The organism is Gordonia sp. i37, assembly GCF_002043085.1.
In the GTDB taxonomy this organism is placed as follows: Bacteria; Actinomycetota; Actinomycetes; order Mycobacteriales; family Mycobacteriaceae; genus Gordonia; species Gordonia polyisoprenivorans.
Genome location: NZ_MVPX01000575.1, coordinates 1 through 13,912, shown reverse-complemented (window position 1 = coordinate 13,912; position 13,912 = coordinate 1). Strand labels below are relative to the sequence as shown.

Here is a 13,912-nt window from a genome sequence, read left to right as displayed (position 1 = left end):
GTGAAGCGCTCAAGCGGTAGCTTCGTCTGATCCGGACTCGATCGATCCGGTGACCAGTTCGCCGACGATGTCGGTAATGATTGCGCCCACGATAGCCTCGGCCATGATGGTGGCCCCTTCGATGTTGTGTGCTGATGACTGCGAATGTGGAGCGCTGGCTGCGATGTCCACCTCGCAAACTCTACGACGCTCGATAAAACGGCGCCCAACGAACGATGAGTGAGAGATGAATGGCCGCGCAATTCCCAGTGACGGTTCTGTCTTTCCCACCGGGGCCATCGGGCAGACGGATCGCTCCAATAAATACGTGCCCACCGAACGCTGAGGACGTTCGGTGGGCACATCTGTGCCTTACCTCGGCGGTGTCCTATCTCGGCCAGTGCGGACGCGAAGCCGACCCCGTGCGGCGCTAGTTCGATACAACCGGCAGCTCGCCCTGCTCATGCTTCGCGCGCAACACCTTCTTGTCGAACTTGCCCACGCTCGTCCGTGGTATCTGCTCCATGAACGTCCAGTTGTTCGGGATCCACCAGTGCGGGATCTCCTCCGGGCAATTTCTTAGGCACCACTCGTGGAGCGTGTCAGCCGACACTTCGCGACCCGGTGCCGGAACCACAACAGCGAGAGCTGTCTCCTGCCATCGGGGGTCGGGCATCGCGACAACCGCGGCCTCGGCGACATCCGGGTGCGACATGATCCAGTTCTCGAGCTCCACTGACGAGATCCATTCGCCCCCGGACTTGATGACGTCCTTGGACCGGTCGGTCAGCGTCAGATACCCGTCCGGACTGATGTGTCCCACGTCGCCGGTCCGCAACCAGCCATCCCGAAACCTCTCGGTGTCCTCGAGTCGGTAGTAGCTGCCTGTGACCCACGGACCCCGCACTTCGAGTTCACCGACGGACTTGTCGTCACGGGGAACAGGCAGGCCGCCCTCGTCGATGAGGCGCATCTCCACCCCGCAAATTGCCCGTCCCTGTCGCTTGCGGTAAGATATTTCCTTTGCGGGGCTGATCCCGGCGGGAGGCCGACCTACCGCTGCAAGCGGGGACGTCTCAGTCATACCCCACGCCTGAATAATCTGTACGCCGAAGCGGTCCGCAAACCCCTCGATCAACGACTGCGGGACGGGAGCTCCACCACAGGCGACAAGGTCGATCGATGACAAGTCGACACCCGGATTCGCGATACCGTACTGAAGAAGATCGTTCCAGATTGTCGGTACTGCTCCTGCCTTCGTGGGGCGATGTTGTTGGATCATGTCAGCGAGCGGCGCTGCTTGAAGGTATCGATCAGGCATCAGCAAGTCCGCGCCGGCCATCAGCGACGCGTAGGGCAGACCCCAGGCGCTGGCATGAAACATCGGCACGACGGGAAGTACACGATCGGCTTCTGCGATCGCCAGAGCGTTACCGGTACACGCTGCCATGGAGTGCAGAAACACCGAGCGATGACTGTAGACGACCCCCTTGGGATCGCCTGTAGTGCCGCTCGTATAACACATACCCGCAGCCGACCGCTCGTCGGGATCGACCCAAGAGAACACTGGGGATTCCGCTGCGAGCGCGTCATGATATCGCATCACGGTCACGCCGTGCCCGTCGAGCGGGGAGGTGTCGCCGTCGCCGGTAACGAACACAACCCGAACCGTCGCCAAGCCCGGTAGGACCGCCGCCAACAACGGAACCAGCGACCCGTCCACGATAATGACCTTGTCTTCGGCGTGGTTCGCGATGAACTGCAGCTGAGCCGGTGACAACCGGATGTTCAGCGTATGCAGCACCGCGCCCATCGCGGGTACCGCAGCGTACGCTTCGAGGTGCTCCTGGTTGTTCCACAGCATCGTTGCCACGCGGTCGTCGCCGACCACGCCGACCCGACGCAGAGCATTCGCCAGACGTGCGCATCGCTCTTCAAGATCGCCGTAGGTCGCATACCGGGCAGAGCCGTTCACGGAATAGGTAATCACCTGCCTAACAGTGTGATTGGTTGCGACGTGGCGCAGTATCGATGACACTGTCATCGGCACCTCCTGCATGGTGCTTTTCATCTAACTCTCCTTTCGCGGCGGACGCTGGATCATTCGGCAGGTCCGTAATCCTGGATCTGCCAGCCGTTATCGGTCTTCAGCACGACGACTTTCAACAGTGTGGGGAGTTCGCTCGGCTGAGGGTTCTGAACATTCTGGGTCTTCTGGGTGGCGAAGACCAGCACCGTGTATTCCCCCCGGTTCTCGCTGGCGCTGCCGGTGACGCTGGTCGCCAGTACGCGTCCCGCCGCTTGGACCTTGGCCTGTTTCATGATTTGGGTCAGGGTGGGTTCGACATCGTCGTATCGCTTGACCAACGCATCGCTGGCATTCTCTTTCACTTCGGTAAAGAATGCGTCGGTGTTTTGGTAGCTGTACGTGAGCGACTTTGTGGTGTAGTCCGATGCTGCCTGCGCTGCCTGCGCTCGTTGTGTGGCGGCGTCCTCCAGGGACGTCTTTGCTTGCCGCATGTCAATGTAGAGGTAAGCAAAGAGCCCGGCCAGCACCGCGAGTACTACCACGAGAGCACCGACGGCCACCACCTGGAGGCGTGCTGATCCCCAGCGCTGCTCGGCCTCGGACGTCGGGGGGCTTGCCTCGTCCGAGGCGGAAACGTCCTGTGACGTCGCAGGTTCTGTGGCACTAGTGGCGTCGCCGCGGTCTGCCTTATCGGAAGCCGTAGTCAGCTCATTTTCGGTGCCGCTGTCCTCGGATTCTGATCCGTTGTCGTGTGCGGTCATTTGCTGCCTTCTGTAAATGCTGGGGTAGGGGGGGGAGACATCGGGCGTCAGCGGGGTGATGGTGTGACGGCGATCGGGATTTGCGCCTGTCCCCGATGGGACGCGGGGAATGTTCGCGCCAGGAGATCACCGATCGATCCGAAGTCGACGTATGTGTCTGCGACTTTCGCCGTCGCCGGTTTGACCGCGCGGGTGATGGCGACAATGTCGGGCTGAAGTATCTGGATGTAACCGCTGAGCTTTTCCACTAGCTTCAGGATTGGTGGCCATTTGTCGTAGGACGTAGAGGTGAAAACGATGAACGCACGTTGGATTCTCGCCAAACCGTCGACGGCATCCGGGGTCCGGACCGACGCGGTACTGAGCACACCGCCCACGTTCGACATGAGGCCCAGGAGGAACTCGGCATTGTCCGCGGTGGTACGGACCGCACCGTCGTCACCGACGAAGTCCACGAGGCGGTGCATCATGTCTCCGATCGTGTCGAGGTCCTTTTGCCGGCCGTCGACTGCAGCCGAGATCGTTTCGTTGATGGTCTGAATCGATGCTGGATCGAGCGCGTCGGCCACTGCCGACATTTTCGGGAGCACCTGGGGAACGGATTGGGACACGTGGATGGCGCTGGCGGGCACTAGGTCCCCACTACGCAAGTACTCACTGGTGGTGGTATCCGGTGGGATGAAGTTGATGTATTGCTCTCCCGCGACCGAGAGGTTCTGGATCGTCATGACACTGCCGCGAGGGATCTTGTAGCCGGAGTCGATGGACATGTCGACGGCGAGCTGATTATCTGTGACGCGAATAGATGTCACCTTGCCCGCCGGCACCCCCTCTAGCATCACCGGCGATGTGTCGAGCAGGCCGCCCGAGCTCTTGAGTATGGCCGAGATCGTGTAGTCGGAGCGGAACGGGTTTATTCGTGCCACGTCGATGGTCAGGTATGTTGCTCCGACGAGGAAGACGACGACAAGGGCAACCAGGGATACGACGGTGCTGCGGATCATGGCATCATTCCGATCGCTCGCAATACGTTAATGAACGACCCGGCATCACGTCGGGCTAGATCTTGGCCGTCGATAGACACGTCGGAAACGTTGATATCTGGCGAGCTGACGAATGGGATGAGCTTCTCGCGTATTACACGCGTCGCCTTGTCGGAAACATCCTTGGAGTAGATGTCCGAGTACGCGATGGACGCGATTACCGGCGCGATCGCTCCTACCGTTTCCTTGATGCGGGAATACTCAGGGTCGACGATACGGCCGGCAGATACTGCGAAGTCGCGCAGGTTGGCGATAAGTAGCGCGACGTCAATTAGCGAATAGCCCAGACCATAGAAGTTCACTCCCCCCTTGGTCAACATTCGGTCAGTACCTGACGGGTCGGCCAGGATCACTTTCAGTGTGCGATCGGCCGACTGCAGGACTACGTCGAGTTTGTCGGTGTTGGCGGACACCTCAGACACGGTGCGCAACGTCGTGCGGTAAAGCGTATCGAATTGGGCGGGGTCACTCGGAAAGGTCGAGTTCAGTGTCGATATCGCGGTATGGATTTTATCGAGTTCACCCCCGCCCAGTACATTAGCCATCCCCCGCATCACGTCCTCGACGTTGGCAGCCGGTTCGGTGCGTGAGAGAGGTATTACCGATCCCGCGTGCAGCAAGGCTTGGGTGGACTGCTGTGCGGGGGGAAGGATGGCCACATAAATCTCGCCCAGGAGAGTGTCTTGGCGGAGTTCCGCGCGCGAATCTTCCTGCAGTTGGGCGTCTTTATCAATTCGGGCGGCAACCAGCGCGTGGCCTCCGTCGTACGTGACGCTGGTGACGGCACCGACGTCAATCCCTCGAGAGAGGACTTTGGCACGGGCAGGCAAGTTCAGAGCACTCGTGAACTCGATCTCGATGTCGTAGCCGTCTCGGGCGGATGATCCGCCGATGGTCGGCGGGTTGTCGGCGTTGATGCTGCAGGCGGCGAGGGCGATGGTCGCTGCGAACAGCGTCACGATCGCGGCCGTGACACGGCGAAGGTAGCCGTAGGTCATCATTGAGATTGCCCTCCGATCAAGTTAGCGATCGTCGCCACTTCGTTACCCGTCCTGCAGACGCCGTTGACGGGGGGAGAGGCACACGCCGTTCTTAGGGTCTGCAGTGGGACAGACACGGCGAATGCCCGCAGGATCGACTTCGCATCCGGATGCTTGACGATGAGGTCAGCCGTTCGAGCGGCGACGGTCGCCAGGATGTTCTCTTGCTTGCCTACTTGCGCGAGGAGTGGAACCGCAGCATCACCAATTGCGAAGATCGGTGGACCGAAGTCGGACGCCAATCGCGACAGGATGGGGACGAAGGTACCTGCGTACTCTGTTGCGGCGCCGAATGTTTGACCGAAAGCAACAATCACCTCGATTGCGCCGACGAAGTTGTCGAACAGCTGGGTCACCTCAGCACTGTTCTCGGTGGCAACACCGGTTAAGGTCGCGAGGTTGGCTACAATTCTGCGTATCTGACCATCACGCCGGGTCGGATCGTTGATCAGCGTGGCCGAGTCCTTGAGAATGCCAGAGATATCGCCCTGGGTTCCCTCCATGTTCTTGGAGACGAGCGTGAGCGCCTGGAGAATCGCATCGGTGTCACGTCCGCCGTCCTTGACGAGTTCATCGGAAAGAGTGCTGATCGCGTCGAGCGTTTGACTAATCCCCAGTGGAGTCCTGGTTTTGTTCAGTGGTATGCACTTGGCCGACTCGTAATGCTCTCCGCCGCGATAGGGATGGGTGAACTCGATTTGTCTTTCGGTGACAATCGAGGTGGACACCAGGGTGGCCCCCACATCCGCGGGAAGCGGCACGGTCTTGTCGATCCGCATGTCGACACGCACGCCCCTCTGGCCCTCCTCGTGAATGCCTACGACCCTGCCCACCTTCTTGCCGAGCATCGCGACGGAGTTGCCTTCGTACAGACCTGATGCGTCGGAAAACTCCGCACATAGTGGCCGCGTGTCGTCGTCGGCTGTCGCATAGTTGATTCCTACGGCCGCGATCACTACTGCCAGTGTGACGATGGTGGCGATCGGGATCAGATGCTGACGCATCCGCTCTGTCAGCATTTTTGATCACCACTCGGGATGCAGATGCGGACAGTCGGTTCAGGACTCGCTGGACCGACCTCTGGAGCGTCGAGAAGAATGCTCAGTCGTCTGGTGATCTGATCGACCTGGGTCAGCGCGTTTGCGTAGGCGGGCATCTGGGCCGACACCTTGTTCAGAAGGGTCTTGAACTGTTGTACCGATGGTTCTATTCCGTCGCGGTACGCGACAAGCGGTCGGGTCAGTAGCTTGAAAAGACGGCGCAGATAATCGAATCCGTTCTGGACGTTGGCGATGTCTGGTCCAAGGGTGCGGGCAAGGAAGCTGAGCTGGCGGAGGAAGTCCACGAGTACCTGCTTGCGGTTTGCGAGGGCGGCGACGTACTCATCGGACAACGTCATCGTCTTGTCGAGTTGTGCGTACTGACGTTGCAGTAGGTCCATCAGGCTGCTCGCGTTTTGCAGGGCATCAGGGATATTGGTGTTTCCGTCGGAGAAAGCATTCTGTAGCAGCGCCGCTGTGCGCCGTAGATCAACACCACGCACGTCACGGAACACCGGTGTGGTTGTCTCAAGCGTGCTGGAAATGTCGTAGGTGCTGCTTGTCTGCTCCAGTGGGATTGCACCGTCGAGGGCCGACGGGCCTGAACCTGGGTCGAGGTCCAATACACGTCCACCAATAGGGGTGATGAGACGGACGTTCGCCGTCGCGTCCGACCGAACGGCAATCGAGTCATCCAGCCGGAATCGCACGGTGATGAACGTTCCGGTCAGGTCGACTGACGCGACCTTGCCTTTCCTGATCCCGGCGATACGTACCTGGTCGCCGGCTTCCAATCCGCCGGTATTGACTAACTTGGCACTGTAGATAGTTTGTCCGGGCGGTGAGATGTACACAGCACCCGCCACGACGAGGCCGGCCACCGTGACCATCGTAACGACTCCCGCCAGGATGAGGTCGCGCCGACGCTGCGGGCGGTGATGCGGACGCTTATCGAAGAAGCGGGTCACTGGCACACCACCAGTCGTTGACCCATCAGGGCGATCTGCGCTGTTCTCGGTAGGTCGAGCACTCCTCGGGCGCACCCTGCCGCCGAGGACGAAGGTGTCGCTTTGGATGTAGTTTCCAGGGCGTCCAGGAGTGGCTTCAGGAGAACGGCACCGTTCAGTAAGCTTTCTGTATCCCCTGGCTCCCGCACCAATCTCTGATAAATGGCCGCGAAGCTGGTGTCGTAGGTCGACTCGATCTGCTCACCGGAGAGCACAGTCTTCGCCATCGAACGGTTGACCTCCCGCAGCGAGGCCCTCAGGCGATCGCTCACGCGGCTGAACGCATCGACGATTGACCCCAATTTGTCTATCAACTCGACCAGTTCGGCGGAGCGCCCCATCAACTGATCAGACACCTGTCCCAGGCTCGTCACAATGTTGGTGATGATCTCTGAACGCTGGTTCCCGTACTCGGTGATGTTCGCGACTTGCTTCATGACTGGTGCGATACCTCGACCGTCCCCCTGGGCGACCCGTAGCAGGTTCGACTGAAGCTCATTGATCTCGGCCGTATTCAATGTATCGAATACTGGTTTGAAACTGTTGAATAGTGTCGATACGTCGAACGACGGGACGGTCTTGTTGAGTGCCACCTGTGTGATCGACTCCTGGTCGGCGCCTTGTCCGGCATTGATGAGCTCCACATACCGCTGCCCCAGCAGGTTTTGGTAACGGACGGCGGCAGTCGTCGCGGGGGTAATCGAGACGCCGTCGTCCAGTTGGAAACGGACGATCGCTGTTGATCCCTTCAGGTCGACAGCCGTTACATATCCCACCTTCACTCCAGCGAGTCGTACCCCGTCGCGGGGCTTGAGTCCGGAAGCGTCGGCAAAAACCGCGGAACGCTGCGAACTGGAGGATCCTTCGTTGGTCGGCTGCAGAATCGCGATGATGACATACGTAAGGACGCCGATGACAGCGGTGAACGCGGTGATCTTAATGATTGTGGGTGTCAGAGACCTCAGAGTCATCCCGTGGGCCCCCCCATTCTCAATGCGCTTTGTAGAGCAGGTGAGGTCTGGACCACCAGTGCTAGCTGGAGCTGGACTCGGTCGCCGAATTTCGGCAAGGCTTTGTCGATGCCATCGAGGATCTGCGGGATCGTGTACACCGTGCGAACGAGCCCCGAGGCGGATCTGGCGACGGGCCGCGCTAGATCAAGGCCGACGTCTAACAGCGAACTCAGGGCCGGGTAATTCTTGTCGAGCAGTCCGCCGAGTGCACCGAACAGAACCTTTCCCGTGTCGCCGAGATTGCTTTTCGTGCGATCGATGTTCTGTTGAGTGGCGAAAAAGTCAGCGATATCGACGTTCTTCAAGACGCCAGGGACGAACGGCGTCATGAAGTCGGCGACTCCGGTGGACAGATTGGCTGCAATTTCTAGGTCCTCCCCGACCGGCCGTTTCTGGACATCCCGCGTGAGCTTCGCGATCTGGAATACGAGTTTTCCGCTATCAGACATTGCCTGCGAATCCTCGACGATGAACCTCACCACCGCTTCGAACGAGGGCTGGTCCAGTGCCTCGACCAGCGTGGAGATCTTGCGAACAAGTGTTGACACCGAGGTCTGTTCAGACTGCAACCTGCTTACGTAGACACTCCCGCCGGAACCGATGGGCGGTCCGTGTCCAGGATCTACGATTTCCAGTGCCGTCGGTCCCAGTGCGTTTGCCGAAGTGTAATTCACCGTCATGCCCTGCCGGAGATCTAGGTCGTTGCCGGAACCGGTGAAGTTGATTTTGACCGTCGCGCCACGGTCTCGAACCGAGATGCTCGAGACCTCGCCCACGGTGAACCCAAGGTACTTCACTTCCGATCCCCCCTTCAATCCGTCGCCTATCGCGTCGGTGTTGATGGTCAACGACGTGTGATCGCTGAAGTCACCGTTAGCGTCACTTATCAGTAAGTAGGCAGCTATCGCGCCGAGGATTAAGAGGGCGACCCCCCGAAGGACCAGGTTCCCGTGCGATGGTTCGCGCCCGGACGGATCATGAAAGACAGCCACTGAACCCCCCTACCCAGAAATCCGTACGCCGGAATCGAATCCCCACATCAGAAGTGTCAGAATCATGTCCTCCACGACGATGACGATGAGGCTCGTGCGGATCGCTCGGCCGGACGCCCGGCCTACCCCCTCAGCTCCGCCTGTGGCGAAGTAGCCCTGATAGCTATGGATAATCACTACGGAAACGACAAATACAAGAACTTTGATGAGCGAGAAGATAAGGTCCTGAGGTTTGAGGAACTGGTCGAAATAGAAATCATAAGTGCCGCCGGATTGGCCGTGTACCTGTGTGACGACGAGCTTAGCGGCCGCGAATCCGAGAATAAGCGCGATGATGTACAAAGGAATCACGGTCGTGATCGACGCCACTACGCGAGTGCTGACGACGAAGGGAATGGGACGTACCGCCATAGCCTCGAGAGCGTCGATCTCCTCGGAAATGCGCATCGAGCCTATCTCAGCTGTCAACCGGCAGCCGGCTTGTGCTGCGAACCCGATCGCAGCGATCATTGGCGCAAGCTCTCGGGTGTTAGCGTAGGAAGAGATGAATCCAGTCAGTGAACCCATCCCTACGAGGTCCAGCGAGGCGTAACCCTGGATACCGATTGAGGCGCCGACGGCGATGCCGAGGATGGCGAGGACGATGGCCGTTCCACCACCGACCAAGACTGCACCTCTACCCCAGGCGAATTCTTGTATGTAGAGCAGGGTTTGGCGCCGGTATGTGGTGATGACATGGCGGATGCCGAGGACCGCGGCGATCACAAAGGTCGCGACGTGCCCCAAGCGTTCAGGTACTTGTGCAACGGGCGCGATCACGGCACCGACCGGCCGGGTGGCGGCGGAGAACCTCCGGGAGGGAACGGTGGTCACGAGGCGTTTCTCATCCAATGGTTTGGGGGACGAACATGGTTGTTAGTTGCGTGATAAAGACATTGATCACGAAGCACGCGACGACACCCAGCACTACGGTGGCATTGACCGAGGTTGCGACGCCTTTAGGGCCGCCCTTCGTCGACAGCCCGCGGTGACAAGCAATCGTCACCACGACAAGTCCGAACACAAGCGATTTGCATAGAGCGACAACGATGTCGGTTACCGATGCGAACGACGCGAACGATGCGACATAGCTGCCGGGTGTGATGCCTTGGACATCGACGCTGATGGCGTAGCCCGCCAGCAGCCCGGTGAAGACGATCAGCATGCAGAGCATCGGCGCAGTGATCAACACAGATACGAACCGAGGTGCTACGACGCGCCTGGTGGGGTTGAGTCCGAGTGTCTCCATGGCGGCAATTTCTTCGCGAATCGTTCGAGCGCCCAAATCAGAGGCAATCGCTGATCCGGCCGCGCCCCCGAGTAGAAGGGCGGTAACGATGGGCGCTCCCTGTTGAATGATCCCGAGGCCCCCAGCGGCGCCAGCAATTGACGTGGCCCCAACTTGCTGAGTGAGGCTTCCCACTTGTACCGACACGATGACACCGAATGGCACAGCTACCAGAATCGCGGGCAGAGTCGTCACGACAATAACGAACCAAGTCTGCGATACGGCTTCGCGAAACGGAAACCGTCCCGTAGCAATGTCTACCGCTACCCACCGCAGGGCCTGGCCAGCCAAGCCGAGGGTGCTACCGAAAGTGGCGGCGCCGTCCAGGAAACGGTTGGCGCCGGTCCGAGTGGTGATGGACCTCTCCTTCCCTCGTACACGGGGTATGCGCCGCTTAATGCTGGTGCGCGTTATGGACGGTACCAGGTACTGGCAGTATTACCTATAGTGTTTACAGAAAGACCGTGTCGGGACCTGCTCCCACACCTCATCGACCCCCGCACCCTGTTTGAGTAGGTGGCGGCTTAGTAAGGACAACGATCAGAAGATGACCTCAGAAGCAAGACTGCCGGCGCACTCGTCCCAGTGCATGGGCTGCGGAAGCGAAAACCCCCACGGACTTCAACTTGAGGTCTACCGGAGTGGCGAGCGGGTGTACGCCGATCACACCTTCGACGAGAGGCACCTTGGCGCGCCCGGGTTGGCGCACGGCGGAGCGATCTCGGCCGCTTGCGACGACATCATGGGTTTCACCCTGTGGATCGCGCGGACCCCCGCGGTGACCCGCACCCTGACCGTCGAATACCGTCAGCCGGTCCCTCTGCACACTCCCATTCGCCTCTCTGCTTGGATTGACCACGAGTCGGATCGCCTACTGCACATCGCGGCCGTTGGATCGTTCGATGATCGAACGTATTTCACCTCTAGCGGTGTCTTCGTCAAGGTCGACGTCGCTCATTTTCGACGGTATGCCGACCTATCAACAATCGATGACTTCTTCGCCAACTTCACGCGTACAGACTGACGCCGCAGGGGGGACTGTCGCTGATTCGGTGTAAGTGGTTTGATCGCCCCCGGCGTGGGGCAGGAGGAATCACGACGATGACCGACACAGTCGAGGGCGTGGATGCCCTGGTGGCAGGGCCAGTTGAGACTGGTCAAGAACACGATGTCACCACCGCGGATGAGGTGCGTGAGTGAGTAGCCGGCCGATCTACGCCGCGATCGGGGTTGATCTCGATGGGCACAAAGACATCCTCGGCATGTGGGCTGGCGACGGCGGCAGCGAGTCGGCCACGTTCCGGCGGGCGGTGCTCACCGACCTCAAGAACCGGGGTGCCAGGGGCATCTTCTCCCTTGTCTGTGACGGCTTGAAAGGGTCGCCCGACAGTGTGTCTGCCGCGTTTCCGTTGGCCACGGTACAGACGTGCATCATCCATTTGATCCGGAACACCTTCAAGTACGCCTCCCGCAAGTATAGGGACAAGATCAGCGCCGATCTCAGACCGATCTACACCGCGCTGACCGCCGCTGAGGCCCGGCTGCGATGGGAGGAATTCGCTGAGAAGTGGGGCACGCCGTACCCGGCGATCGTGACCCTGTGGGAGAGTGCGTGGGAGGAGTTCATCCCGTTCCTTGACAACGACGTCGAAATTCGACGAGTGTTGTGCTCCACCAACGCTAGCGAAAGTCTCAACGCCCCGCTAGCGGCGTGCGGTGCGCGCTCGAGGGCACTTCCCGAACGAGCAGTCCGCACTCAAAACGCTCTACCTGGTGACGCGGTCGTTGGATCGATCCCGAAGGGTATGTTGACGGCGCCTGAAAACTGACCCCCTGACGACGGGTGAATTTTGACCCCCGTCTTGTTAGGAGGGTGATTTCAGTGGAGCAGTGGGCGGAGATCCGCCGTTTGCATCGCAGTGAGGGTGTGCCGATCAAGGAGATCGCGCCGGTTGGGGGTGGCCCGTAACACGGTGCGGGCGGCGTTGGCCTCAGACACCGCGCCGAAGTACTCGCGACCGGCGAAGGGCTCGGTGGTCGATGCGTTCGAACCGCAGATCCGGGCGTTGTTGCGGGAGTATCCGACGATGCCGGCGACGGTGATCGCGGAGCGGATCGGGTGGACGAGATCGTTGACTGTCCTCAAAGACCGGGTCCGGGTGATTCGCCCGGAGTTTCGTGGGGTAGATCCGGCCGATCGGGTGATCTATGAGCCCGGCGGCTGTTCGCAGTGGGATCTGTGGTTCCCGGACTACCGAATCCCAGTGGGCCACAATCAATTCGCCATGTTACCGGTATTGGTGATGACATTGGCGTTCTCCCGATACCGGTCGGCGGTGATGATCCCGTCGCGCCAGGGCGGAGACATCCTGACGGGGATGTGGCTGCTGCTGTCGCAACTGGGCGCGGTGACCCGCAAGCTGGTGTGGGACCGCGAAGCCGCGATCGGCCCCAAGGGCACACCCACCGCGCTGGCCGCAGGATTCGTGGGCACCTTGGGCACTCGGCTGGAGCTGGCGCCACCGCGAGACCCCGAGTACAAGGGCATGGTCGAACGCAACAACCGATTCTTCGAGACCTCGTTCCTGCCGGGCCGCCAGTTCGCCTCACCGGACGATTTCACCGCCCAGTTCGATCGGTGGCTGGCCGATCATGCCAACACCCGAGTGGTGCGCGCGATCGGTGATCGACGCCCGTGTGATGCGCTCGCCGAGGACCTCGAGCAGATGGCCGGGCTTCCCCCGACCACACCTCATATCGGGTTGAGTAGCCGGGTGCGACTCGGTCGCGACTACTACGTACGTGTGGCCGGCAATGACTATTCGGTGCACCCGTCGGTGATCGGTCGCTTCGTCGACATCACCGCCGACCTGCAGCAGGTGCGCATCCAGTGCGGCGAGGTCACCGTCGCCGACCACGCTCGCAGCTGGGCCAACCACGTCACCATCGCCGACCCTCAGCACGTGCGGGCAGCCAAAGAACTGCGCCGCGACTACCGCCGCCAAGACCTCGCCAACCGGGCCCGAAACGCCGCCCGCATCCGCGCCCACCCCGACGGCCACGAGGTACCGATCCGGGCGCTACCAGACTACGACGACCTGTTCGGGGTGCACTTTGCTACCCCGTCAGGTGCTCAACCACCCACCCCGTCCACTATCACTGAAAGGTGAAATACCATGTCCGACAATCACACAGGTAAGCAGATCGAGTTCGCGGCGCGGGCGTTGAAGATGCCAGCGATCCGCCGCTGCTGGGCCGAGTTGGCCGAGCGGGCCCGCACCGACAACTGGACCCACGAGGAGTACCTCGCAGCGATCCTTGACCGCCAGGTCAGTGAACGCGAAGCCAACGGCACCGTGCTGCGGATCAGTGGCGCTCGCTTCCCCGCGGTCAAGACACTCGAGGACTTCAACTTCGACCGCCTTCCAGGATTGCGTCGCGATGTTATCGCCCATCTGGCCACCAGCACCTGGATCGCCAAGAGCGACAACGTGATCCTTCTCGGACCACCTGGAGTGGGTAAGACCCACCTCGCGATCGCGCTCGGGATCAAAGCCGCGCACAACGCCTACCCTGTGCTCTTCGACACCACCACCGGATGGGTCACCCGCCTTGAGGTTCCCCCCGAACCGTAGAGGCATCGATAATGAGGAGCACGATGCCAGAGAAGCGGAAGAAGTA

General features: G+C 60.4%; 12 protein-coding genes and 3 pseudogenes. 4 read left to right on the top strand and 11 right to left on the bottom strand.

From position 1 onward, the window contains the following. Positions 1-9 precede the first annotated feature (9 nt). The 11 genes from B1964_RS30590 to B1964_RS27975 all read right to left on the bottom strand — a co-directional run bounded on the left by B1964_RS30590 (position 10) and on the right by B1964_RS27975 (position 10,522). Complete coding sequence (locus B1964_RS30590) at positions 10-171, bottom strand: hypothetical protein (protein WP_005195129.1); 162 nt, start codon at positions 169-171, stop codon at positions 10-12. Positions 172-409: 238 nt separating this feature from the next. After that, a complete protein-coding gene (locus B1964_RS28020; RefSeq protein ID WP_005195128.1) occupies positions 410-2,050 on the bottom strand; it encodes a long-chain fatty acid--CoA ligase in 1,641 nt (546 codons plus the stop codon). Between the two features lie 29 nt (positions 2,051-2,079). Next, positions 2,080-2,769: a hypothetical protein gene (locus B1964_RS28015; protein ID WP_005195127.1), complete on the bottom strand. Its 690-nt coding sequence runs from the start codon at positions 2,767-2,769 to the stop codon at positions 2,080-2,082. A gap of 47 nt (positions 2,770-2,816) precedes the next feature. Continuing rightward, positions 2,817-3,773: an MlaD family protein gene (locus B1964_RS28010; RefSeq protein ID WP_005195126.1), complete on the bottom strand. Its 957-nt coding sequence runs from the start codon at positions 3,771-3,773 to the stop codon at positions 2,817-2,819. Then, positions 3,770-4,813, bottom strand: a complete 1,044-nt coding sequence (locus B1964_RS28005) for an MlaD family protein (RefSeq protein ID WP_005195125.1) — start codon at positions 4,811-4,813, stop codon at positions 3,770-3,772. The genes B1964_RS28010 and B1964_RS28005 overlap by 4 nt, the downstream gene beginning before the upstream one ends. Next, positions 4,810-5,871, bottom strand: coding sequence for an MlaD family protein (locus B1964_RS28000; protein ID WP_005195124.1), 1,062 nt, complete (start codon positions 5,869-5,871; stop codon positions 4,810-4,812). The genes B1964_RS28005 and B1964_RS28000 overlap by 4 nt, the downstream gene beginning before the upstream one ends. After that, on the bottom strand, positions 5,865-6,860 hold the full coding sequence (locus tag B1964_RS27995; RefSeq protein ID WP_005195123.1) for an MlaD family protein: 996 nt from the start codon (positions 6,858-6,860) through the stop codon (positions 5,865-5,867). The genes B1964_RS28000 and B1964_RS27995 overlap by 7 nt, the downstream gene beginning before the upstream one ends. Continuing rightward, complete coding sequence (locus tag B1964_RS27990; RefSeq protein WP_005195122.1) at positions 6,857-7,870, bottom strand: MlaD family protein; 1,014 nt, start codon at positions 7,868-7,870, stop codon at positions 6,857-6,859. Before B1964_RS27990 ends, B1964_RS27995 begins: the two co-directional genes overlap by 4 nt. Then, a complete protein-coding gene (locus B1964_RS27985; RefSeq protein WP_005195121.1) occupies positions 7,867-8,904 on the bottom strand; it encodes an MlaD family protein in 1,038 nt (345 codons plus the stop codon). The genes B1964_RS27990 and B1964_RS27985 overlap by 4 nt, the downstream gene beginning before the upstream one ends. Before the next feature lie 9 nt (positions 8,905-8,913). After that, entirely contained in the window at positions 8,914-9,777 is an 864-nt protein-coding gene (locus tag B1964_RS27980; RefSeq protein WP_006369623.1) for an ABC transporter permease, read from the bottom strand. Between the two features lie 10 nt (positions 9,778-9,787). Beyond that, positions 9,788-10,522 (bottom strand): ABC transporter permease, encoded by a 735-nt coding sequence (locus tag B1964_RS27975; protein WP_005194985.1) that lies wholly within the window; start codon positions 10,520-10,522, stop codon positions 9,788-9,790. 256 nt (positions 10,523-10,778) lie between these two features. Here B1964_RS27975 and B1964_RS27970 point away from each other — a divergent pair, with 256 nt between their 5' ends. The 4 genes and pseudogenes from B1964_RS27970 to B1964_RS27955 all read left to right on the top strand — a co-directional run. Further along, the gene (locus tag B1964_RS27970; RefSeq protein WP_005194983.1) at positions 10,779-11,255 is read left to right on the top strand and encodes a PaaI family thioesterase; all 477 of its coding nucleotides are present in this window, start codon (positions 10,779-10,781) and stop codon (positions 11,253-11,255) included. 172 nt (positions 11,256-11,427) lie between these two features. Further along, positions 11,428-12,022: pseudogene (locus B1964_RS27965) on the top strand (IS256 family transposase); the annotation flags it as partial. 82 nt (positions 12,023-12,104) lie between these two features. After that, positions 12,105-13,401: pseudogene (gene istA / locus B1964_RS27960) on the top strand (IS21 family transposase). A gap of 6 nt (positions 13,402-13,407) precedes the next feature. After that, a pseudogene (locus B1964_RS27955) lies at positions 13,408-13,845 on the top strand (ATP-binding protein); the annotation flags it as partial. Positions 13,846-13,912: the final 67 nt, after the last annotated feature.